This is a genomic window from Pseudomonas sp. MUP55 (assembly GCF_034043515.1).
In the GTDB taxonomy this organism is placed as follows: domain Bacteria; phylum Pseudomonadota; class Gammaproteobacteria; order Pseudomonadales; family Pseudomonadaceae; genus Aquipseudomonas.
In genome coordinates, this window is record NZ_CP138214.1 from 3,043,781 (window position 1) to 3,066,578 (window position 22,798).

General features: G+C 58.2%; 23 protein-coding genes. 14 read left to right on the forward strand and 9 right to left on the reverse strand.

The window, feature by feature from the left end:
- Positions 1–12: 12 nt before the first annotated feature.
- Positions 13–525 (reverse strand): hypothetical protein, encoded by a 513-nt coding sequence (locus SC318_RS13725; RefSeq protein WP_320427201.1) that lies wholly within the window; start codon positions 523–525, stop codon positions 13–15.
- Positions 526–575: 50 nt separating this feature from the next.
- Here SC318_RS13725 and SC318_RS13730 point away from each other — a divergent pair, with 50 nt between their 5' ends.
- Entirely contained in the window at positions 576–1,217 is a 642-nt protein-coding gene (locus tag SC318_RS13730) for a phiTE_072 family protein (RefSeq protein ID WP_320427202.1), read from the forward strand.
- 16 nt (positions 1,218–1,233) lie between these two features.
- Here the strand turns inward: SC318_RS13730 and SC318_RS13735 are convergent, their stop codons facing one another.
- The gene (locus SC318_RS13735) at positions 1,234–1,860 is read right to left on the reverse strand and encodes a hypothetical protein (RefSeq protein ID WP_320427203.1); all 627 of its coding nucleotides are present in this window, start codon (positions 1,858–1,860) and stop codon (positions 1,234–1,236) included.
- A gap of 61 nt (positions 1,861–1,921) precedes the next feature.
- On the opposite strand from SC318_RS13735, the gene SC318_RS13740 reads away from it, so the two are divergent.
- From SC318_RS13740 to SC318_RS13765, 6 genes are all read left to right on the forward strand, one after another.
- Positions 1,922–2,506 carry a hypothetical protein gene (locus SC318_RS13740; RefSeq protein ID WP_320427204.1) on the forward strand — a complete coding sequence of 195 codons (585 nt, stop codon included), beginning with the start codon at positions 1,922–1,924 and terminating at the stop codon, positions 2,504–2,506.
- A 49-nt stretch (positions 2,507–2,555) separates the two neighbouring features.
- On the forward strand, positions 2,556–2,978 hold the full coding sequence (locus SC318_RS13745) for a hypothetical protein (protein ID WP_320427205.1): 423 nt from the start codon (positions 2,556–2,558) through the stop codon (positions 2,976–2,978).
- A gap of 71 nt (positions 2,979–3,049) precedes the next feature.
- The gene (locus tag SC318_RS13750) at positions 3,050–3,268 is read left to right on the forward strand and encodes a hypothetical protein (protein ID WP_320427206.1); all 219 of its coding nucleotides are present in this window, start codon (positions 3,050–3,052) and stop codon (positions 3,266–3,268) included.
- A gap of 2 nt (positions 3,269–3,270) precedes the next feature.
- A complete protein-coding gene (locus SC318_RS13755) occupies positions 3,271–3,486 on the forward strand; it encodes a DUF4224 domain-containing protein (protein WP_124386796.1) in 216 nt (71 codons plus the stop codon).
- Positions 3,487–4,521: a tyrosine-type recombinase/integrase gene (locus SC318_RS13760; protein WP_320427207.1), complete on the forward strand. Its 1,035-nt coding sequence runs from the start codon at positions 3,487–3,489 to the stop codon at positions 4,519–4,521. It begins immediately after the preceding gene.
- A 360-nt stretch (positions 4,522–4,881) separates the two neighbouring features.
- Positions 4,882–5,058 (forward strand): DUF3606 domain-containing protein, encoded by a 177-nt coding sequence (locus SC318_RS13765; protein ID WP_320427208.1) that lies wholly within the window; start codon positions 4,882–4,884, stop codon positions 5,056–5,058.
- A gap of 140 nt (positions 5,059–5,198) precedes the next feature.
- Here the strand turns inward: SC318_RS13765 and SC318_RS13770 are convergent, their stop codons facing one another.
- Positions 5,199–6,254 carry an NAD(P)-dependent oxidoreductase gene (locus SC318_RS13770; protein ID WP_320427209.1) on the reverse strand — a complete coding sequence of 352 codons (1,056 nt, stop codon included), beginning with the start codon at positions 6,252–6,254 and terminating at the stop codon, positions 5,199–5,201.
- Positions 6,255–6,508: 254 nt separating this feature from the next.
- The gene (locus tag SC318_RS13775) at positions 6,509–6,967 is read right to left on the reverse strand and encodes an Hsp20 family protein (protein ID WP_124386804.1); all 459 of its coding nucleotides are present in this window, start codon (positions 6,965–6,967) and stop codon (positions 6,509–6,511) included.
- Positions 6,968–7,198: 231 nt separating this feature from the next.
- On the opposite strand from SC318_RS13775, the gene SC318_RS13780 reads away from it, so the two are divergent.
- The gene (locus tag SC318_RS13780) at positions 7,199–7,624 is read left to right on the forward strand and encodes a hypothetical protein (protein ID WP_320427210.1); all 426 of its coding nucleotides are present in this window, start codon (positions 7,199–7,201) and stop codon (positions 7,622–7,624) included.
- A gap of 74 nt (positions 7,625–7,698) precedes the next feature.
- Here SC318_RS13780 and treS read toward each other — a convergent pair whose 3' ends face one another.
- On the reverse strand, positions 7,699–9,762 hold the full coding sequence (gene treS, locus SC318_RS13785) for a maltose alpha-D-glucosyltransferase (protein WP_320427211.1): 2,064 nt from the start codon (positions 9,760–9,762) through the stop codon (positions 7,699–7,701).
- Positions 9,763–10,239: 477 nt separating this feature from the next.
- On the opposite strand from treS, the gene SC318_RS13790 reads away from it, so the two are divergent.
- A complete protein-coding gene (locus tag SC318_RS13790; protein WP_320427212.1) occupies positions 10,240–11,172 on the forward strand; it encodes an IS110 family transposase in 933 nt (310 codons plus the stop codon).
- A gap of 122 nt (positions 11,173–11,294) precedes the next feature.
- On the opposite strand, the gene pgm is transcribed toward SC318_RS13790, so the two are convergent.
- From pgm to SC318_RS13810, 4 genes are all read right to left on the reverse strand, one after another.
- Positions 11,295–12,938: a phosphoglucomutase (alpha-D-glucose-1,6-bisphosphate-dependent) gene (gene pgm / locus SC318_RS13795; RefSeq protein WP_320427213.1), complete on the reverse strand. Its 1,644-nt coding sequence runs from the start codon at positions 12,936–12,938 to the stop codon at positions 11,295–11,297.
- A 106-nt stretch (positions 12,939–13,044) separates the two neighbouring features.
- Entirely contained in the window at positions 13,045–14,448 is a 1,404-nt protein-coding gene (locus SC318_RS13800; protein WP_320427214.1) for an aminotransferase-like domain-containing protein, read from the reverse strand.
- Positions 14,449–14,484: 36 nt separating this feature from the next.
- A complete protein-coding gene (locus SC318_RS13805) occupies positions 14,485–15,909 on the reverse strand; it encodes a hypothetical protein (RefSeq protein WP_320427215.1) in 1,425 nt (474 codons plus the stop codon).
- 703 nt (positions 15,910–16,612) lie between these two features.
- Positions 16,613–17,635, reverse strand: coding sequence for a zinc-dependent alcohol dehydrogenase family protein (locus SC318_RS13810; RefSeq protein WP_306493158.1), 1,023 nt, complete (start codon positions 17,633–17,635; stop codon positions 16,613–16,615).
- Between the two features lie 269 nt (positions 17,636–17,904).
- On the opposite strand from SC318_RS13810, the gene SC318_RS13815 reads away from it, so the two are divergent.
- The 5 genes from SC318_RS13815 (at position 17,905) to hxsA (ending at position 22,789) form a co-directional block, all read left to right on the forward strand.
- Positions 17,905–18,819, forward strand: a complete 915-nt coding sequence (locus SC318_RS13815) for a LysR family transcriptional regulator (protein ID WP_010210548.1) — start codon at positions 17,905–17,907, stop codon at positions 18,817–18,819.
- Between the two features lie 346 nt (positions 18,820–19,165).
- Entirely contained in the window at positions 19,166–19,465 is a 300-nt protein-coding gene (gene hxsD, locus SC318_RS13820) for a His-Xaa-Ser system protein HxsD (RefSeq protein ID WP_122436946.1), read from the forward strand.
- Positions 19,462–20,949 carry a His-Xaa-Ser system radical SAM maturase HxsB gene (hxsB, locus tag SC318_RS13825; protein ID WP_320427216.1) on the forward strand — a complete coding sequence of 496 codons (1,488 nt, stop codon included), beginning with the start codon at positions 19,462–19,464 and terminating at the stop codon, positions 20,947–20,949. Before hxsD ends, hxsB begins: the two co-directional genes overlap by 4 nt.
- Complete coding sequence (gene hxsC / locus SC318_RS13830; RefSeq protein WP_320431233.1) at positions 20,949–22,184, forward strand: His-Xaa-Ser system radical SAM maturase HxsC; 1,236 nt, start codon at positions 20,949–20,951, stop codon at positions 22,182–22,184. The genes hxsB and hxsC overlap by 1 nt, the downstream gene beginning before the upstream one ends.
- Positions 22,181–22,789, forward strand: a complete 609-nt coding sequence (gene hxsA / locus SC318_RS13835; RefSeq protein ID WP_320427217.1) for a His-Xaa-Ser repeat protein HxsA — start codon at positions 22,181–22,183, stop codon at positions 22,787–22,789. Before hxsC ends, hxsA begins: the two co-directional genes overlap by 4 nt.
- Positions 22,790–22,798: the final 9 nt, after the last annotated feature.

The window sequence follows — 22,798 nt, forward strand, 5'->3', positions numbered from 1 at the left end:
TTTTTGAAAGTGTCATTTTTCAAGCATCTCGATATCCGCCTTTTCGCCGAGGATTACTTTCAGCGAGTTTTTTTGAGATTGCTGATACTCAAATGTCAAGTTGGTGATGTCGACCGCCAAATCTCCACTGGTTTTCACGATCTCTGGGAACATAGACTCTGGCAAATTAGATAGTGCCGCGGCACGTTCCGATATTTGTAAGCTGAGGATAGCTGCTTTGCCATCAAGCCGAGCAGCAGCTGATGCAGCGGCCACGGCCAACTGCTGCGCAGCGGTACTCATCTCCTTACCGTAGGCAGCGGTCTTAAGCTTGCTTTGAGCTGTATAGATTTCAGCAAGCGGTTTGGATCGAAGCTCAAAAAGTTTCAGCGCTGCTGAATTTCTCAGTTGCGCCTGCGTAGCAGATAGCGATGCGTCGGCCTGAGCCCGCGCTGCATCCACAGCTGCTTTACCAGTCAGCCAAGATGCTGCAGAGGCAGAAGCAAGGCTGATCACAGCAACAAGAATTCCATCAGACACTTTCACCAAATCAACTCCTTAGATTTCTCGGCGAACTATAGCCTGGAGGTATCCCTATGCCCACAGAAAACAAAACGGCCGAGCCGCTGAAGGTCGAGCGCTCAACAGTAACGAAGCTGGTGATCACCGGCGCACCGCGGCTCGATGCAATAACCGTGTTCCTCGAGGACTTCGGCCGGCGCGACTCCCCGATTTACTCGAACCCGAACTACCAGACCGCCCAGGGCAAGATCACCATCAACTGCTGGGACAACAGTTGGAACGCCTACTGGGGTGGGATGGGCCCGCGCACTGTCGCCGAGTTCGTCGCCGACTGCGGCTGGGACTATGTCCTGAACTGCCTGGATCGTGGGATCAGCCCAACTGTATTCAGCGGAGATGCGCTTCACACCCTGGCCAAGAAGTGCATCGTCCAGCGCCGCCGGCAACAGACCGGGCGACACGAGTGGGAGCTTGGCGAGTTGAGCAAAGATGAAGCCCGCGATCTTTGGCACGACATCGACTCATTACGCAGCATCGAGAGCCCGAACGAGTGCTGGCATCAGAGCGAGCTGCTGACTGAGCTGTTCGGGGATGAGTGGCATTACCCGCTCGACGGTAAGGCTGTCGAAGAAAACCACAAGTTCACCTACCTTCGCCGAGTGGTCGAGGCAGTCCAGTCAGCCCTCCGCCAGGAACAGCGGACATCGACCACCTGACTTGCCTCAAATGTTTTTAAACATACCCATCAGAACGGACTGGGCTGCCGAGCGAAACACCATCCCACAACGGATCATGCAGTGAGGTCACAGCCATAACACTAGTAATATCGTGGCAAACTTGATATCGAGAGCCGAACGCAGACACTACTTCCAAGCTAAACAAAAGATATTTATCATTAGTGCCCTCCGACTTATTATTGTCAATATCGTAACTAACTTCGAGTATCTTAATGTCGCCCGGCTCAATTACAAAACTAGTTACTTGACCACCTGACACAACGGTAAAAGGTCTAGGGTCTCTCAGATTCCCATGACAGCTTGGACCACGAAGAATATCTACACTTTTAACACAAAGAGCTTGCTTTCCAGTATTACTAACACTGTAGCTCAAATTCGTTTTAGCTCTGCTAACGACCTGACGATGCTGAATATAAATATTACGCTCATCAGTTTTCACCGACACCACCTCACCACTTTGCGAGCGCTCTAACATAGTTAGCGTTAAATCCGCTGGCTTATGAACATTAGCAAAGTAAAAACTCGCCGCTGCAATGAGCAGTGCGACTACAGAAACACCAATCGTTATAAAGTCTTTGAGCTGAAATTCCATGAGCGCCCCCATTGAGATGCGCTCAAGCATAACATCTCCACTTCCCCCCTCCCCCTTCAAAGTCAGCCGCTATAGCGGCAAGGACGAAGTCATGCCTGAAGAAAAAGTCGTGATGTACGAATCCCCACAAGCTGCCAGCATCCAAACCGTCACAGGCTGGGTAGGCGCTGATGGCCGCTTCTGGGGCAAAGATGAGCATATGGCGCGCTGGTGTGGCGCCACCCATCGCCAGTGCGAGAAGAATCCAGATCATCCGATCCACGAGATTCGGAGCTACTGCCAGCCTTGTTACCAGGAGAGCCGACAGGCGAAGTTCGCAGCGATGCCCGTCAAGGAGTGGTCCGGCGAACCGCTGGTAATATTCGATAGCGACCAGTACTTCTTTGACGAAGACAGCCTACGTGACTTCCTCATCGACAGCGATATCGACCTGGCAGACCTGCAGCTTTGCATCTGTGAGCCGAAAATGCCTCGCGAAATCGATCCTTCGGACGTCTTCAGCGATGATCTACCTGAAGACGGTGAGATCCGTGATCAGCAACTTGTCGCAGCGTTCGAACTGCTGAACGAAATGATTCGCCAGTCCGAGCCCCTTTCGTGGACTGAGGGCAAGGTCGCCGCTTCTCTGCCGCAATCTCTCCTTGATGAAGTCGCGGCTGCACGGGTGACGCCATGATCGCCACCCTCTGGTTCGCCTACGTCTTCATCTACAAGGGGTCAAGGCCATGATCATCAAGATTGCTTTTGACCCAGGCAACCTGAAACCAGACGATGAAGCCTATCCCGCTTTCCAGGCCGGCGGCGTCACGTTAAAGGTTTGGGCTCTCTACAAGAAGCACTTCATCACCTGCCAATACTTCCGGGAAAACCTGATCGCGATGGCAGAACTGTTTGAGCGAATGCTTGATATCGAAGACCGCGACGTTCTCCCGTACACAAACATTGATGAGTTCGTAGCCTACCTGGGCGCCTGTGGAATTTACGGAACAACAGCTGGCCCACGACACAAGGAGATGGTCGGGTGGGTTGTGAGGTACTGGGACTATTTCAACCTGGCCACCCAGTGGTCGTTGACCCTTCAGTACAAAGTCGTGAAGGAGGTTGACGAAAACTTGATCATTCGCGGCTTCCACTCCGCAACAGCCTAACCCAATCCCCCTAAATGCCTGCCGGTCAACGGCGGGCCACCTTCTGCCGCCCAGCGCGGCAAGGACACCCCATGTTCGCTATGAAACTCACCTCGATACTGCTGGGCGCTTTGCTGTACCCGGTCGCCAGCGGCTGCTGGTTCACCTGGATCGCGCTGGACCTGTTGGAAACCGGCACCACCGAGGCACTGATCTACGCCTTCGCCGGTACCTGCGCCTGGCTGCTGATCACCTTCGGCCTGGCCGTTCACATCATCAAGACAGCGCGGCCCACGGCCGGCGGGAGGTAGTTATGGATGGAATTCAATTCCTGTCGCATGAGGATGTTTGCGAATTGACCGGCGCCAAGACGAAAGCTGGCCAAATCATGGTCCTGTCCCGCAATGGCATCCGCCACACTATAAAGCGCAACGGCTGGCCCTGCGTGATCTCTGCTTCACTGCTGGCCGGGAAAAAAGATCGGCAGCCCGAAAAGGCTGAATGGCAACCAAGGATGGGAATTCAGTAGATGGCAAGACGACCAACTAACCCTGGCAGCATCCCTCGGCTGAGAAAGCGCCTACGGCCAGGGGGAAGGGTTTATTACTACTACGACGCTGGCGATAAACCTAGGAAGGAAATCGCACTTGGTTCCGACTACGGAGCCGCAATCGTTGAATATGCTCGACTTGAAAAGAGCCGGGCAGCCAATGCAATCGTCGCACAGGTGCTCACCTTCGAGTGCGTCGCAAACAAGTATATGGACGAGGTGGTGCCTACGAAGTCGCTGAACACACAAAAAGACAACATCCGCGAGCTAAAACAACTGTTGATTTTCTTCAATGATCCGCCCGGCCCGCTTGAGGCGATCGAGCCGAAGCACGTCGTTCAATACCTGCGTTATCGGTCGAAGACTGCGAAGGTGCGTGCCAACAGAGAAAAGGCCCTGCTCAGCGCTATCTGGAATTTCGCGCGTCAGAGCGGCTATACGTCGCTGGCCAATCCGTGCGCCGGCATCAAAGGAAACAAGGAGACGGGCCGGGACACCTATGTAGAAGACGAAATGTTTGCGGCGGTTTACCTGCACGCTGATCAGCCACTCAAGGACGCGTTAGATCTGTTCTATCTCACAGCTCAGCGCATAGGCGACACGCTGAAGATGGACGAACGTGACTTGCTGGATAACCAGTTGTTAATCAAACAGGGGAAAACGAGCGCCAAACGCCGAATTGAGGTTGTAGGAGAGCTCAAGGTAGTTATTGACCGCATTCTGGAAAGAAAAAAGGGGCACAAGATTCGATCAACCAGACTCGTCGTAATGGATAACGGCCAGGCGATGACAGCGAGCATGCTCAGGGGAAGATTTGACGCGGCCAGGATGAAGGCCGGAATTGAAAAGTCTGCATTTCAGATGCGCGACCTGCGCGCAAAAGCAGCAACAGACAAGGAGGAGTCGACAGGCAGTATTCGCGACGCGAGAGATCAATTGGGGCACACAACTGTCGGCATGACAGAGCAGTATATCCGGCGCCGCAAAGGCCTAAAGGTGCTTCCCACTAAGTGAAAATCCGTTCCGCAATAAAATATGAGCCCTTGAAAGCAAAGGGCTACAAGCGACGCATCCACCTACAATTGCGGAACGTAAATATCGCTAACCTACTGTTTTTTACGTCTTTGTGCGTGGACTTAAAATCCCCCGCTCGTAAGGGCGTCCCGGTTCGATTCCGGGTTCGGGCACCACAGATATGAAGGGCTTGCCGGGGAAACCTGGGCAGGCCCTTATCTTTTCTGCTGCGCAATTACCATCCTCCAGCGTCCTGCTGATCGAATGACCCTTACCAAAAATCAACCGAACTACGCCCCATCCCAAGGCTCTATCAGGAGAAGCCTGGACATTTCCAGGCCAACCCGCATGGAGCTGAATATGTCTGACGATCTGAACAACCGTGGCCCTCAAGACCGTGCTCGAGTGAACACTTCAGAAGCTTGGGAAGTGAAGCATTGGACGAAGGAATTCGGCGTAACTGAACAACAGCTTAAAGATGCGGTGAAGGCGGTTGGCCCAATGGTCGACGACGTGCGTAAAAAGCTCGGCAATTGAAGGTCGGTGGCGCCCCCGGCAGCACCAACTGAAGCCGCATCTGTTGCGGCTTCTGTTGTTTGCCATGTATCGGCGCGAAATCTGCAAAGCGCGGTAGCCATAGCGGTTTGCGTAATGTGGTTTTCCTTGTGTCCTGCAGGTTAACCCGCGATTGCGGCGGCACTGAGTGCGTGGATCTTGTCGACGATCTGGCGTGACGCCGTCCTTATTGCCGTGGTGGTATTGCCGGCGATGTGCGGCGTCAGTTGCGCGTTGGGTATAGCGGTCAACGGCGAGTCGAAGCGGTCTTTTTCCAGGGCAAAGGTATCGATGGCGACCGCTTTGATATGTCTGGGAAACCGGCTCATGAAGGCTGCCAGCTGGTGCTCGTCGACGATCCCGCCGCGAGCGGTATTGATGAGGATTGAACCTTGGCGCATCTGCCGGAACTCGTCAGTGCCGAACAAGCCTCGGGTCAACGCGGTGAGCGGTACGTGAATCGAAACGATGTCCGCCTCGGCCAGTAGCTGCTCAAGGCTTGCCCGTCGTTCAAGCTCAAGGCTGCGCGCCACTGCTTCGGTAAAACGTTCGGATCCGGTGGCGATCACCTTGATGCCCAACGCCGCAGCCTTGCGCGCTACCTGTCGGGCAATGCTGCCAGTGCCCACCAGCCCAAGCGTCAGTTCGGCGTATTCGGGGGTGGGTGCCAAGGTGCCTTTTGCCCAATGCCCCCTGTGCGTTTCGGCGTTGTAGTAATCCAGGTCGCGAGACAGAAACAGCGCCTGGGCCACGACGTATTCGGCAACGGCGGCCGCGTTGGAGCCCGGCGTGTTGAGTATCGCCACGCCATGCTGCTCGCACTCATGCCGATCGATATGATTAACCCCTGCGCCGGCCTGAGCGATGGCACGCAGCGGCGTGGTCAACGCGGGAGAGGTGGCGGCGCGGATCAGGCTGGCGCCAAGGGGGATGTTCAGGCGCGTCTTGAACACGCTGTAACCCCCTGCCCGCGTTACAGCGGCAATGAAGGCAGGCTCGTCATGGCAGTTGATCTCGGCATATTGAATGCGCGTGGAGTAGTGCTGCCGGATGCGGTCCTTGTCCGCGAAATAATGCAGGTTGAGGGTCACGTCCAGGCCCAGTTCAAGAAAGTGATCGACTTCCTCAAACAGCAACGGCGGGCCGGGGGCATCCAGTATCAGGGTGGTAAATGCCATTCAACTGATCCTCTTGGAGGGTCGTGCGCTGTACGGTCAAATCGAATGTCAGCCTGAACATCGCCAACCACTGCACATCAAAAAATACCGCGCGGTATTCGCAGGAGGCAAGCAGTCGATTCAGGTTACCACTGCGCAACTATGGGCTTGGAAAAGTCTCGGTGGTAAGTGAGTGTAAGAAGCTCCTGAAACCAAAATACTCGCTGCCATACAAAAAAGGCGCTCCGCAGAGCGCCTTCTTACCGCCGATTACCTCACTGTAAACTTACCTGACGCAGCTCAGGCTTGGCCTCGCCACCAATCGTGATGCGTTTGGGTTTGGCCTCTTCAGGCACCTCACGCAGCAGGTCGATGCTCAGCAACCCGTTGGTCAGCGATGCGCCGCGTACTTCGATGTGGTCCGCCAGGCGGAACGACAGCCGGAAAGCACGCTGGGCAATGCCCTGGTGCAGGTAAGCGACCTTCTCGTCGGTTTCGCGTTTTCCGCCGGAAACCGTCAGCACGCCTCGTTCGACCTGGATATCCAGATCCTCCTCGGTCAGGCCAGCCACGGCGATGACAATGCGGTACGCGTCGTCACCGTGCTTTTCCACGTTGTGAGGTGGATAGGAGTTCGGAGCCTCGCTGCGCAGCGCCGACTCGAACAGGTCATTGAAGCGGTCAAAGCCCACCGATTGACGGAACAGTGGGGCCAACGAAAGGGTAGTAGCCATTTTAAAATCTCCTGAGTTTCTCCAAGTGATTTAGTCCGCGACCCGTATGCGGCATCGCGTGATCAAAAATCTAGGGACGTGCAAAAGGATTTCAAGAGACCTGCAAAAAAAAATTTATCGCCCTCAAAACGCTGCCGCGAGAACCGAAATACCTGGGGTGTGCTCTAATCCAGTGCCAGGCGTGCGTTAACCCCCTTAAACGCCTGTGCGCAGCCCCTAGAGGTACACAAAATGAAAATGACACTCCCGGCCCTGGCATTGGGCGTCCTGATTTCTCAGTCGGCGCTGGCCGCCGGCGATGGCACCTCCGCGCTGGGTGGCGGTGTGGGTGGTGTGTTGGGCAATGTGGTCGGCCAGCAGCTCGGTGGCTCGACCGGTGCGGCCATCGGCGCGGGTGTAGGTGGCGCGGCCGGCGGTGCGGTGGGTGCGCAGAAAGGCAATCGAACCGAAGCGGCGCTGGGTGGCGGGGTCGGCGCTGCGGGTGGTTCAGTCATCGGTAATCACTTGGGTGGCAGCACCGGTTCAACCATCGGCGCAGGCCTGGGTGGTGCAGCCGGCGGCGCGCTGGGTAACAACCTGGCGGACGACGAAAGCGGCCACCGTTCCGACGGCAAACACAAAGGCAACAAGCATAAACACAAGAACAAGCGCCACTGATGACCTGACACGGCGTTGATTGCAACGCACCGGGATGAACGACGCAGAACGCCGTTCATCCCGGCTTGCCAGCCTTACATCGGCGTACTGCTCACCACCCGCAACGCCAGCCCCTCGTAGGCATCCAGGGTAATCGTAAACGTCCCCTCCTCCGTCAGATCCCCTTCCACGCGCTCATTGATGATATCCACCACCGGCCCCGGTGCAATGTTGGGCAGGTTCAGGGATTCGGTGATCGGCGTGGCGCCGAAGTTCAGCGCGGTGATCTGCGTGCCCTTGCCGGCCGGCAACTCATGCACCATGACCAGCAGCCCTGGATGCTCGACGTCCGGGATCAGGATCTGACGACTGGCGGCGATGTCGTAGGCGCGGCGCACGCCGAGGATTTTCTGCAGTTGCGAAGCGAATGAGTCCGGGTCCTGCAATTGGCTGTTCAAGCTGCCGTACAGGCTTCTGGAACGCGGCATCTGCCCGGCCGACAGCTCCGCGTCGGGGTTGAGGTCCACCAGGTCGTAGGCGCCACGATGGACCCAGCGGGTGTCGCCATCGGCCATCAGGTGCGCGACCTCGTCGGCCGCCAATGGCAGCGCGCCCACCAGGTCCCAGCCGGACAGCGCAAACACCCCAGGCTGCATGGCGTTGTACATCACCAGCAGCAAGTGGATCTGGCGAATCTGCTGGATATCGGCCGCAGTGATCGCGTCCAGGTCGCGAATGCCCAGGGCTGCGGTGATGATGCTGGCGGTGGTGCACGATACGCCGTTGGTGACGAATTTCAGGTTGTACGGCGCGTGTTCACCGGTCAGGCGTTCGTACATCTGCTCGCGGATGTGCTCGCGCAGGATGTTGCCGGGGAAGGTCTGGCCCTGGAACAGGAAGCTGTCATGGGCATGCAGCGTCCAGAAGTGCACCAGCTCCAGGGTCAGTTCGTCGTGGTTTTGCAGGGCATGGATCAGCGAGCCAGGGTCGATGCCCAGGCTGTGCATCTGGCGCAGCATCAGGCGCAGGAATTCAGCGTCGCCCATCAATAACGCGTGCTGGTAGGCGGGACGGGTGATGAAGTCATAGGACAGGTCGGCGCCGCCGTGGGACATGGAGGCGATGTCGTCCACGGTGAGGTTGAGTTCCTGGAAACTGAAACCGCCCGCCTTGCGAATCGCCCCGCCCAGTAACTGGTTGCCGGTGATCGACAGCGGATGGCTTTCCGACCAGGCGCTGCCGTCGAGCTTGCGCTCTACGCCGAGGAAGCCGTTGGCGTCCAGGCGCAGGATCTTCGCGCCCATCACATCAATGGCATGCAGCGCATCACCGATGATCATCTGCTGGGCGGCAAATGACGGATCGAGCCAGTTCAGCGACGGCTGGCCTTCCTTGAAGTAATGCAGGTAAACCCAGCGACGCGGCTTGCCATCCACGCCTACGACGACCGGCGTGGCGCTCCAATCGGTTTCCTTCACGCCGGGCTCGAAGAAAATCACCCGCTGCAACTGGCCGACGATGTAGTGCTTGTCGCGCAGCGCATCCACCTGCTGCGGGCTGAGGTTCTGCGCGTCGCGGCCCTCGGCGACCTCTGGCAGCAACGCCCAGTCTTCATCGCGGATTTCGACCATGTGGTACAGGCCGGGGTAGTCTTCATAGGCCATTTCCGCCAGACGAAAATCCGCGCCCTTGCCGGTGTGCGATGGGATCACGTCGTCGATGACCACCGCATTATGCGCGGCGGCCATGCGCGTCAGCGCCTGCAGCTGCGCCTCGGTACCCAGTAGCGGGTCGATGTCGAAGCTGATGCGGTCGAAGTTGCCGTCGATGGTCGGCGTGTAGTCAGTGCCGGACAGACCGCCGGACTTCTTCAACGGCCCATTGTGAATACCCTGGATGCCGATCTTCGACAACGCATGCCACAAGGCTTCGTCCCCCAGCGCTTCGAGCACGGTGCCGTCTTCGCGGGTGACGATTGATGCCGGATAGGCGGTGAACCAAACCGAGGACAAGGCTGACGCATCACGCGGCCTGGTTTGCGCAAAGGGCTGTTGCCACATCCGTCCCTGCCCCGAATAGAGCTTGGCCCGCTGGCGCGCCGCGTGCAGCATGGAGCGCTGCACCAGCCAATTCACATGATCGTTGTCCGCCGCCGTCATAAGCCTGATACCTGTGGTCGTGAGAGGTTACTCGTAAGCATAGGAGCGACGAGCGAAGCGATTCGTTGCATTGAAATGCAGATCTGACTGTACTGATCGTCCCCACGCTCTGCGTGGGAATGCCTCCTGGGACGCTCCGCGTCCCGCCAACCGGCGTACCTTTGAGCGACTGCGCATTGGTGACGCGGAGCGTCACAGGCTGCGTTCCCACGCGGGAGCGTGGGGACGATCGTTGAACTGACCCACCGATATCGGGGGCAAGCCCCCTTGTGTCTTGAGCCAGGATTAGACTGAGGGTGAGAGCGGTGAGTAGCAAGCTGAATGCCCCGAGTGCTTAAAGCACGTGTGGGAGCCCACGCTGCTACTCACCTCTCCGCTCTGGACATGAGCCCGAACAGTTGAACGAGCCCACCTCGAACAGTTACAAGCGTGGGCCAAGCCAGAGCGCTCTCACATTAAGTGTAAGAGGATTTGGCTATGTTTTCCTATCCAGCAGGTATTGATGTTTCCAAGGACAGCCTTGAGGCTCGAGTTAATCAGGTTGACGTTGGGGTAAATTGCGCTAACGCCGAAGAAGATTTCCCTGGGTTGATTGGGTGGCTATTGCTTCACCAGGTTGGTCGCGTGGTATTGGAGGCTACTGGCGGTTATGAGCGCAAAGTCATGAAGGCGCTTCAGGCTGCGGGCCTTGATGTCATCTGCATCAATCCGCACCGAGCCAAGAGTTTTTCCAGGGCGATGGGCAAACAAGCCAAAACCGACCCGATAGACGCAAAGTCTCTTGCGCACTATGCAGCTGTTCTAGACTCGCCAAGCGCCCGAGTTACAAGCCCGGAGCACGATAAGCTGCGCGCGTTGGTCCAGCAGCGGGAGCATTTTGTTCAGCAAAGAGATGACGACAGACGACGCCTGAAAACAGCTTCCTGCGATGCGGTAAAGCCTGCATTACAGAACCATATCGACTATTTGACCATGGCAGTGGAGGCGATAGATCAACTGATTCGTCAAAGTGCGAACGAGTTAGATAGCGAAAAGGTGGCTCGACTGTGTTCAGTCAAAGGAATCGGGCTGGTTACTGCCACCAGTCTTATGGCTTACCTGCCTGAGCTGGGAGAGATTGGAGGACGCCCTATCGCGGCACTAGCGGGCCTCGCTCCGTACAACAACGACAGCGGAAGGCATAAAGGTGCACGCCATATTAGTGGCGGAAGGTTTTCAGCCCGTCGCTCACTTTACATGGCCTGTTGGGTGGTTATCCGTGACCAGCCAGAATTCGGGACTCGATATAAGGCGCTACGTGATAAAGGGAAATGCGCCAAAGTCGCGTTGATCGCCTGTATGCGCGTTTTGTTGGTACGTCTGAACGCGATGCTGCGTGACCGCACTGAATGGAAAGAGCGCACCGATTAGCTCGGTAGCAGCAATTTCCTTCAGCATTGCACGGCCTAAGCTGTGGGAGCTTTGCTGCCTATGAAAATGACTTCTGAATTGAATCCAATAAGACAGTTGCTCCCACATTGGGTTTTGCGTTGTTACTCGGAGATGGAGCGGTCGACCAGCACCTGGGCTTCTTCTACCAGCTGCTTGAGGTGGTCTTCGCCCACAAAGCTTTCGGCGTAGATCTTGTAGATGTCCTCGGTACCCGATGGGCGCGCGGCGAACCAGCCGTTTTCGGTCATGACCTTCAAGCCGCCAATGGCCTGGTTGTTGCCTGGCGCATGGCTGAGGATCTGCTGGATGCTTTCCCCGGCCAGCTGCGTGGACGTGACCTGCTCCGGCGACAGTTTGCCCAGCAGGGCTTTCTGCGCGGGCGTGGCCCTGGCATCAACGCGGGTGGCAAAGGGCTCGCCCAACGCATCGGTCAGGCCGCGGTAGATCTGGCTTGGGTCCTGGCCTGTGCGCGAGGTCATCTCGGCGGCGAGCAAGGCCGGGATCAGACCGTCCTTGTCGGTGCTCCAGACCGTGCCGTCCTTGCGCAGGAACGAGGCACCGGCGCTTTCTTCGCCACCAAAGCCCAGCGAACCTTCGAACAAACCATCAGCAAACCATTTGAAGCCCACCGGCACTTCGTACAAACGACGCCCGATGCGCGCGGCAACGCGGTCGATCAAGCCGCTGCTGACCACGGTCTTGCCCACCGCCGCATCGGCGCGCCAGTCGGGACGGTTCTGGAACAGGTAGTCGATGGACACCGCCAGGTAGTTGTTCGGCGCCAACAGCCCGCCGGACGGCGTCACGATGCCGTGACGGTCGTGGTCCGGGTCGCAGGCAAACGCCACATCAAAGCGCTCCTTGAGGCCGATCAGGCCTTGCATGGCGTAGCTGGATGACGGGTCCATGCGGATCTGGCCGTCCCAGTCGACGCTCATGAAGCGGAAGGTTGCGTCGACGTCGGTGTTGACCACGTCCAGGTTCAAGCGGTAGTGCTCGGCAATCGCCGACCAGTAGCGCACCCCTGCTCCGCCCAGCGGGTCCACGCCCAGGCGCAGGCCGGCGCTGCGGATGGCGTCCATGTCGATCACATTGATCAGGTCGGCCACGTAGCTGTTGAGGTAGTCATGGCGATGGGTGGTATCGGCCTTGAGCGCCTGGGCATGCGTGATGCGCTTGACCCCGGCGAGCTTGTTGGCCAGCAGCTCGTTGGCCTTGGCTTCGATCCACTTGGTGACATGGGTGTCGGCCGGGCCGCCGTTGGGCGGGTTGTACTTGTAGCCGCCACTTTGCGGCGGGTTGTGGGATGGCGTGATGACGATACCGTCGGCCAGCCCGCTGGTGCGGCCACGGTTGTAGCAGATGATCGCGTGGGAAATCGCCGGCGTCGGGGTGTATTCATCGCCTTCGGCGAGCATCACATGCACACCGTTGGCAGCGAGCACTTCCAACGCACTGGCGCCGGCCGGCGTCGACAGCGCGTGGGTGTCCAGGCCTACGAACAACGGGCCATCGATGCCTTGGGCTTCGCGGTACAGGCAGATAGCCTGGCTGATTGCGAGCACGTGCCACTCGTTGAAGCTCAGTTCGAACGAGCTGCCACGGTGCCCGGAGGTACCAAACGCCACGCGCTGGGTGGAGATCGCTGCATCAGGCTGGCCAGTGTAATAGGCCGTGACCAGTCGCGGGATATCCACCAGCAACTGGGCTGGTGCCGGCTTGCCCGCAAAAGGACTGATAGTCATGCATAAACCTCGAAAAATAAGGATTCGGAAAAATGACAGTTTACGGTGACTTGGACTACCGCGCGACGGTATCGATCCAACAACCGATACAGAAATTTCTTACACGTCAGATCTGCGACTGCTGCAGCGCCTCGGCCAATGCATCCAGAGCAACGTGCAGGTTCGGATGACCACTGAACGCATGACCGAGGCGCATATGCTGGTGATGCAGACCGCTGAGGCTGAACAGCTCACCAGGGGCGATCACCACATGCTGAGTGACCATGCGCTGGAACACGTGGCGCATATCTACCGCCGCCATCGACTGTAACCAGAAACTGGCGCCGGCGACCGGCATGCGGTAGCTCACCTGCCCCTCCAGGTGGGCGTCCAGGCGCCGGCTCATGGCCTGCGCTTGTTCGCGCAGCCGTTGCTGGAGTGTCTGCACGTGCTGGTCAATCCGCCCGTTTTCGTACAAGCGAGCAATGGCGCGCTGACGAATCGACGATAACCGGAATGCGCGCAGCGCAAACTGGCGTTGCAACTCAAGGCTCAGTTGGCGCGACAGTACAAAGCCAAAGGGCGCTTCCGGGCCCAGAGTCTTCTCGAACGAGGAAAACACGATCAGGCGCTCAGGGTTGACCAGGTGTCGCAGCGCCGCAGGGGATGGGACGAAGCTCAGTTCGCCATAGGTGTCGTTCTCCAGCAGCCAGCAGCCGAATCGGTCCAGCAGATGCGCCACCTGCAGTCGCTCCTGAACCGACAATACGTTGCCCGATGGCATGCTCGCCACCGATGACAGCAGCACCAGATGCACCGGCTCATGGCTGAGCAGGTGTTCAAAGGTGGCCAGGTCGAATCGGCCATCGGTGTCCCAGGGCAACTCGATAACCCGCACGCCGGCGCTCTGCAACAGGCGCAGGACCAGATAATCGCAGGGTGATTCAGCCACCACCACGCTGTCCTTGAGGCCCAGAACGTCAATCAGGATCTCAAGGACGCCGCGCACGTCGGCGCCGATATACACCTCATCCGCCTGCCAGCAGCGCGTGGGTGACGAGGTGTAGCGTGCCGCCAACGCCGCGCGCAGCTCCCACACGCCGGCAGGCTGGGAGTGAGTTTGCAAGTGATGGGGGTGCCGGCGGATCAGTTGGCGCTCCAGCGTAAGCAATGCGCCATCCAGGGAGCCGAGCAGTGCCGGTTCATCGCCACTGAGCACCACCATGGCCGGCCGCCGCGCCGCCGCGTAAAGGCGCTCAAGCAAGTCCCCGCTCGCTGTCACTTGCGCGTTGGCAGCCACCGGCCAGGCAAAGTAGCCAGACTTGGCCACCGAGTAGATCCGCCCTTCCTTTTCCAATATCGAGTAAGCGTATTGAATCGTCGAGATCGACACCTTCAAGCGAGTCGACAGCTGTCGCAGGGAAGGCAGCTTTACCGGCTTTTCAAGGCTGACTTCGTTGATCAGGTTGATCATGTAGCGGTACACCGCCTGATAGGCAAAATCCGCTTGCCGCTCCCCTCGCAGTTTCATCAGCGGCCACCCGGGTTTGCACGCACAGGCACGCTGCTAACGCCCCGACAATTGCGCAGTCTGCGCATGCACATGCACCCCGCGCTGTTTGCGCGGGTCGATGCCCCGGCGCGTCTGCTGAGTGCGCTTGCGGTACAGGTGCTGCAACAGCGGCAAGGGCAAGCCACTGGTGTCGATCAGCCACTGCTGCAGCATGTCTGCGGCGGGTTTGCCCTGCAGCGCCTTGTGCAATTCGGGAAGGCCCACCAGCATGCCGGGGTGGCACTGACGCAGATAACCCTCCAGACGCTCGCCATGGTGGATGAAGGGTGAAAACAGCAGGCAAGTCAGTTGGCCTTCGTCCAGGCCGAAGAACTCCTGGGCGTATGACGTGGACAATACGCGCCCGTCGTCACTGCCCAGCTCATCGATCAACGTGCCGGGGATGTGTCGGCGCAGCATCGCATCCCGCGCTTGGCGCACGAACGCCTGGACGCCCTCCTCGTAAGACAATTCACGCAGGCATTGGGCTTGCAACCCGTGCAAGTGCGCCATGAGCAACGGGTTGGGGTAGTCCGGGTGACTGAAGTGGAAGTCAAACGGGTCCGGCTTGTGCGCTAGAAACTCGGTAAGCAGCGGTGCCGAGGCGACGTCGACCTCGTCGAGCAAGTCGGCAACCCCGATGTAAGCCAGATGGCGATGCCCGCCACGGCTGGGACGCTCGGCCTCCACGTACTGCTCACCATAAAGGTCGCGGTAGCAACCGGCGCTCCACTCTTCCAGGCGCGCAAACAGGATATTGAGCGAGGCTGGCCGGCGCGGCGGAACAATCACGCCGGCGTCCAGGGCCGAGCGCTTGAGCCAGGCCAGGTACTGGCTTTGCTTGCGCGCGGAGTCACCGCTGACCACGGCGTGTACGCCGCCGTTCCAGGTGCTCACGCGCTGGTAGAAGTCCCCCAGGGCCAGGTAAGTGTCGCTGCACAGCGTTGCACGGACATCGCCGGACGTCAGGTGCCCGATCATCAGCATATTGCGCTGGCTCACCTCACGGCCGACGCTGGAGGCAGGCCGCTGATGGTTGAAAGGCTGCACCTCCTGGTTTTCCACCATCAGCAGTTCCACGCGGGGGTCATCGTGAAAAAACAGCGCGTTGTAGCCCTCGTTCAGGCTGGTGAGTGTCGCCTGGGTCATCCCGGCATGCCGCAGAGTCGCTACCCTCAGGTGAAAGGTCTTGGGCGCACGGCCTGCGATGCTCAGTTGCGCCGCCCGCAGCAGCGCCAGGGTATAACTGCTGACCTCGCCGCCACCGTGGGCGATCAGCACCTTATAGTTACCCACCTGTTCCATGCCACCTGCGGCCACCACTATTCGCTGGATCAACAATTGAAGTGCAGTCCGTTCGGCGCGAGTGAAGTGCCCCATCAAACGTTGCAGAACTTGCTGATAAACATAGTTCATGGCTTGTTCGTGAATTGCGCTCATTGTTCTACTACCTGAGTTGAAATATCTGTTTCAAGCAACTCGTTGAGGTCATTGCTTGATCCATTACATTGATGGATTTGTTTTCCGCCGTAGCGCACAAGGATGATTAAACATTAGCACCTTGCAATAAAATTACCGGAGCGCAGATCCAGGTGCCTTGCGACCCAGCAGCCGTCCAGACGCGCCAATGCGCGGTCGCCTGTAGCCAGATCGCATACCCTAGGAATATTCCGACAACCTCCTACAGCGCATTAATGGATTAATTAGCGAAAATTCCGACAAATATTAAATCGCCCATTTAATCCGGACCTCCTGCAGAAAGACCCAATATCCTGATTATCTTTTCGACGGCCAGGCGCTCGCCTTGTAAGTTTGCTGATGCGAGACAGTAATGTCGGACGGCTAATCATTGCTCAATCCCTGAGATGATGGTTAAGCCACAATTATCGGCACTCAAATAATGATTAATAGATACAGAACAGCGCAGGAAAGCAGTTCAGATGATCCCCGGCGCGAACTTCAGTCGCGCCCACACAACAGCGCCGCACTGGATTTCAGGGCGGCGTAAGGGTCAAAGGTATTGTTTGCGGGGCGCAACGCCCTCGGGGCGGCTCAACCCTGGCGTGGGTTAAGCCCTTACAAATGGCGCATCTGCTGCATACGTGCAGACGCTGGAGTATTCATTTGCGAATACTCCTACAGCTCAAACAGCCTCAACCTGCAACGCAACTCGTTCGCGGCAAGGGCATTCGTCCATGTAGCGGTGCGCTTCGACGAACTGACTGAATGGAAACACCGTGGTTTTCAGCGGCACCAGTACCCGGTCGGCAGTCAGTTGGTTGATATCACGCAAGGCGCGCTGCAACGCTACCTGGTCCTGGATGATGCCCAACTCCGGCTTACCGGTGAAGTTGCCGATGCAATGCACGAAAAACTGAATATTCTTCTGGAACGCAGCACACGCCGGGAACGGTGTCTGGTTACCGCCTTGCAGACCGTACAGCACCAGGCTGCCGCGTGGCGCCAGCACGTCCCCGAGCAATGACATCTGCGGTCCGCCCAGGCCGTCGAACACCACATCGACGCCGCGGTTATCGGTGATTTTGTTGATTTGCATGAGCAGGTCCTGCTCTTCGGTGACGATGACTTTTTCCGCCCCGAGGGACAGCAGGTAATCACGCTCCGCACTGTCCTTGGTCGCCGCGATCACCCGCACACCCAGGGCTTTGCCCAACTGCACGAACGACGGCCCGGCACAGTGGCTGGCATCGGTCACCAGGGCAAACTGCCCAGGTTTGACGCGCGCCAGGTCCATGTAGGCAAAGTAGGCAATCAACAGCGGCGTGTAATGCACGCTGGCTTCAATCGGGCTCAAGACATCCGGGTAACGGGTCAGGGCCGAACGGGGCAGGACGATCTGTTCGCCATACACCGGGTAGTCATTGGGGCTTTCGGCGGGAAAACTGGCGACTTTATCGCCCACCGCCAAGTCGTCCACGCCATCGCCCAGGGCGACCACGACACCGGCCATTTCATGACCAAGGCCCGACGGCAGGCGTGCATGGGAGGACGCCAGGTTCTGGCGCCACAGGATGTCGTACCAGCTGATACCAATTGCGTCGACACGCACCTGCACTTCGCCCGGTGCGGGCTGTGCGGCTGCATGCTCTTCGCATTTGAGCACCTCGGCCGGACCAAACTTGTGAAAACGAATCGTGCGGGACATCGCAAACCTCGTCAAAGTAACCTCTAATGCCATGAACTCTATCTGGGCTTTCCCGCCAAGACCACCGGTCGCCATTAATAGTCGACATGCCTGTCATTGATTCCGCTTCTGAGGCATAGACCTCAGCTTGCGTAGGAAAACTCAATTATCCGGTGCAGAGTACCAGCCTTTCCCCGTAAGATTCATGCCGGTCATGCTTACGAAGGGAGCCTTGGAGGTTCTTGATATGACCGCTTTCGTCAAGTTCGCTGACTCTTCCAGGACACAAGATGAACCGTAACGACCTGCGTCGTGTCGACCTGAACCTCTTGATCGTATTCGAAACCCTGATGCACGAGCGCAGCGTGACCCGCGCCGCCGAGAAGCTTTTTCTCGGCCAGCCGGCCATCAGCGCCGCCTTGTCACGCCTGCGGGGGCTGTTCGACGACCCCCTGTTCGTACGCACCGGACGCAGCATGGAACCGTCGGCCCGCGCCGTCGAAATCTTCGCCCTGCTCTCCCCGGCCCTGGACTCGATCTCCACCGCCGTCAGCCGCGCCGCCGAGTTCGATCCCGCCACCAGCACCGCAGTGTTCCGCATCGGCCTGTCCGATGACGTGGAATTCGCCCTGCTGCCGCAATTGCTCAAACGCCTGCGCGCCGAAGCCCCCGGCATCGTGCTGGTGGTGCGTCGCGTCAACTACATCCTGATGCCCGGCTTGCTCGCCTCAGGCGAAATCTCCATCGGCGTCAGCTACACCGCCGATCTGCCGGCCAACGCCAAGCGCAAGGTACTGCGCCGCAGCCTGCCGAAACTGCTGCGCGCCGACAGCGTGCCGGGCTCATTGAGCCTGGACGACTTCTGCGCCCGACCGCACGCCCTGGTGTCCTTTGCCGGTGACCTGAGCGGGTTTATCGATGAAGAGCTGGAAAAACTCGACCGCAAACGCCACGTGGTGCTGGCCGTGCCGCAGTTCAATGGGCTGGGGACGCTGCTGGCCGGCACCGACATCCTCGCCACCGTGCCGGACTACGCGGCTGAGGCGCTGACATCAGCGGGTGGCTTGCGAGCGGAAGACCCACCGCTGCCGGTGCGTTCGTTTGAATTGCATATGGCGTGGCGTGGGTCGCAGGACAATGACCCGGGGGAGCGGTGGTTGAGGTCGCGGATTCAGATGTTTTTTGGCGACCCTGAGAGTCTTTAGGCGTCGTCGGGCAGGCTGTTTAGCTGATCATTTCTGCCTTTCCACAAACCATGGAGATCTATTCACTTCCAGTGGATTGCTACATTGGGGGCATATCTGAGGGCATGCTTTGGATGGTTTGAAAAGGATGCCCCCAGCCTGAGGCCAAGCAGGCTATTGATGAGGATGGGTGGACTGAGGGAGATATGAACCCTCGGCCCTACCTCGTATCAATGGCCGAGCCGTAGTGAGCGCACCACCAACCACGCTGGACAAATGCGTGCAAATGTAAAAAATTATGATGGCATAATGCCTCGGCAACCTGCAAAATCCACACGTTTCCAACGGATTTTAAGGAGCGGTTCCGATGACATGGCCAGTCACGCTGAAACTCGACAGCGCAGCCTACCCGCTCAGCGTGGTGCAACGCGCCGCTTATTCCCTGGCCGACACTGTCGCGATCCAGGTCGGTATTGAAACCAATCAGATAAGCCTCACGGCCCACCCCGCTGAAGCAAGGCTAACGCTTTCCCCGGAGCAGGCTCACTCGCTGATCCTCCAGCATCTGAACGACTTTGCCCTACGCGACCATATCAACCGCGAAACAGCAGGGTTGCGCGAAGTCCTGGCCCGAGCCGCGCTCGCTGGATGTGGGGTTTCGCAGTGACACTGATAGCGACAGACGCCAAGCACTACCGCTTGCTGCCTTTTCGATTCATGCGCATGAACACGGGACATGACCGTGACATCCTACTCACCTCCGATACCGGTGAGTACATGCACGTGAACGACGCGCAATTACGAGCCCTCAGTTACTTCGACGTTCAAGCAAGTACGCCTTTTTACAAGGACTTGCTGGCCCGCCACTTCATCTACGAACCAGGCCGCCACGACCCATTCCCAGAAATGGCCGCGCAGTATCGCAGCCGCAAGGACTTCCTCTTCCAGGGCCCAGCACTGCACTTGTTCGTAGTGACATTGCGCTGCAACCACACCTGCCAGTACTGCCAGGTGTCGCGTGCCCCTCTGGGAGGATCCGGCCACGACCTGTCGGAAGCGGATGCACAGGCGGCGGTCGATCGCCTGTTCGAATCGAACGCTCCCGCCCTGACTGTGGAATTTCAGGGTGGCGAGCCGCTTCTGGCCTTCGAGCGCGTCCGCCAGATTGTCGAATGGATCGTTGAACGAAACGTGGTCGAACAACGGGATATCCAGTTCGTCATCACCACCACGCTGCACCACCTGACGGAGGAAATACTCGACTTCGCAGAACAAAATCGCATCCAGTTTTCGACCTCGCTCGATGGGCCGGCGCCCTTGCACAATGCCAACCGCCCTACCCCGTCACGAGACTCCTACGAATGCACTGTAAAAGGCATCCAGTGGGTCCGTGAACGCCTTGGCCATGATGCAGTTTCCGCGCTGACCACGCTGACTTCAAGAAGCCTCGAACAACCTGAAGCGATCATCGATGAGTATGTAAGCCAGGGCTTTTCCAGCATCTCGCTTCGGCCTCTGAGCCCTTATGGGTTTGCCACCAAGATTGCCCATCGACTTGATTACCCTATTGAGCGATACCTGGCCTTCTACAAGAAGGCACTGACCTATTTGCTGCATATCAACCAACAGGGCGTATTCCTCTCAGAGAGTTATACGAGCCTGTTGCTGAAGAATATCCTGACACCCTTCTCCTCCGGCTATGTAGACCTGCGCTCCCCCGCTGGCGCAGGCACTGCGGCGCTGGTCTACAACTATGACGGTTACGTCTATCCCTCGGACGAAGCCCGAATGTTGCTGGAGATGGGTGAAGACGGCTTAAGGCTCGGCACCGTGCAGCAACCCTTGTCTGAATTGCTCGCATCGCCCGTTATGAATGCGTTGCTCGCCAGTGGTGTAGCAGAGGCGCTGCCGGGCTGCTCCGATTGCGCACTTGTCCCGTACTGCGGTGCTGACCCCATCGAACACTACGCCCGTCAATCTGACCCGATCGGACACCGAGTGTTCAGCAGCTTCTGCAAGAAGAACATGGGGCTGCTGAAGCATCTTTTCGGTCTGCTTTGCGATGGCGACGACAACGTACAGAGAGTGCTGCTGTCTTGGTTGAACAGGCGCTCTTACAACGATGTTCGATTTCCGGGTTACAGAGGCTGATGGCGATGCTGCGCAAAGATACCCGCTTCGAAATCCATCACCTGAATGAGCCGAAACTGCTCAAAGTCATCACTCTGGATGAATTCATCGAACAAGGCCTGGCTGTTTGTGCCGGAAGCGCTGAATTCGGTGACCTGCTGCTTTGGCTGCCAAACGAAGAACGGCTACGGAGCCCGCATCTGCTCTCATTACCAGTGGGTGGATTCCTGATCCCGGAGCCATTGATCGGCGACTTCGACTGCGCGCGGCCATACCTGCACACCCCCAAAGATGCGGATGTCGTGCAGCCCGGCGATGTCATTGCCATCACACCAGGCAACGCGTTAGTGCGAGTGCTCTATCGACGAGGCTCAGACAGCAACCTGCTGTTCATGACCGATCGTTGCAACAGCCTCTGCCTGATGTGCTCGCAGCCGCCCAAAGATATCGATGACAGCTGGCACATCAAGGAGAACCTACGGCTGATCGACCTGATGGACCCGGGCGAAGAAAATCTGGGAATCAGCGGTGGAGAACCAACGCTTTATCGCGACGGCCTGCTGGAAATCCTGGCCAAGTGCAAAGCCGTTTTGCCACAGAAATCCATTCATGTACTCAGCAACGGGCGTCTGTTCCAAGACCCGAGCTGGATCGCAGCGCTCTCTGCAATCGGCCACCCTCAGTTGAGCTGGGGCATCCCGCTGTATGCCGACAATGCCGAAGACCATGACCATGTGGTGCAGGCTCCCGGCGCGTTTAGCGAAACCCTGCAAGGCCTTTACAACCTGGCGCGCGCCAACCAGATCATCGAGATACGCGTGGTGCTCAATCGCCTGACCGCGCCACGCTTGCCGGAGCTCGCCCACTACGTGTTCAGGAACCTATCCTTCGTGCGGCATGTTGCGCTGATGGGTATCGAAAGCACCGGCCTGGCCAGGAAAAACTACGAAGATCTGTGGATTGACCCGCTGGACTATCAGGAGTCGTTGAGCCAGGCCGTGTATTTCCTGTTCAACCGAGGAGTGCCGGTTTCGATCTACAACCTGCCCCTGTGCCTGATCCCGGCCCACCTCTCGCGTTTCGCCCGGCAGAGCATCTCGGACTGGAAGAACCTGTTCATCGATACCTGCCAGCAATGCGCAGCCGTCAAACATTGCTCCGGCTTCTTCAAATCCCACACCGACCGCTGGCAGAGCCGCGGCGTACGACAACTATCGACAGAGGCCTTTAGCGCCTACGCAAGGAGTGCACAGTGAAATTGCTTGACCGCTGGAAAGTCCTGATCAGTGGGATCACCCTGCTGCCCATGGCAGGTACCACCCTGGCACAGGCAGGCAATATGTCGCTCGCCGATGCGAACTGGCAGCCTGCCGACAAGCTGCAACCCCCGGTATTTGCCGATACGCTCAATGCGCCAGACGCCGTGAACATCTATGCGGCACATCGCTCGCACAGTTCACATAGCTCCCACAGCTCGCACAGTTCTCACTACAGCGGCTCGGGTGGCTATAGCGCACCTCGCTACTACAGCCCACCCACTACCAGCACCCGAAGCTACAGCGCGCCGAGTGCTTCGAGCAGCACCCCAAGCAGCAACAGCCTTTATCAGTCGTCTGGCACTACCAGCGGGACAAGTTCGAGCACTTCTAAGAGCCGCGCGACCAATGAGCAGAAAAGCAACCTGGTCACCCGTGTGCAGACCGCGCTGATGGTGCGCCAGTATTACCAAGGTACCATTGATGGGGTGATGGGCAAGACGACACGTGGTGCGTTGATGGCCTTTCAGATGGACAGTGGGCTGACCGTGAATGGCCGGATGGATACGCCATCGCTGAATGCTTTGGGTATCAAGATTCCATAGTCGCTTCAG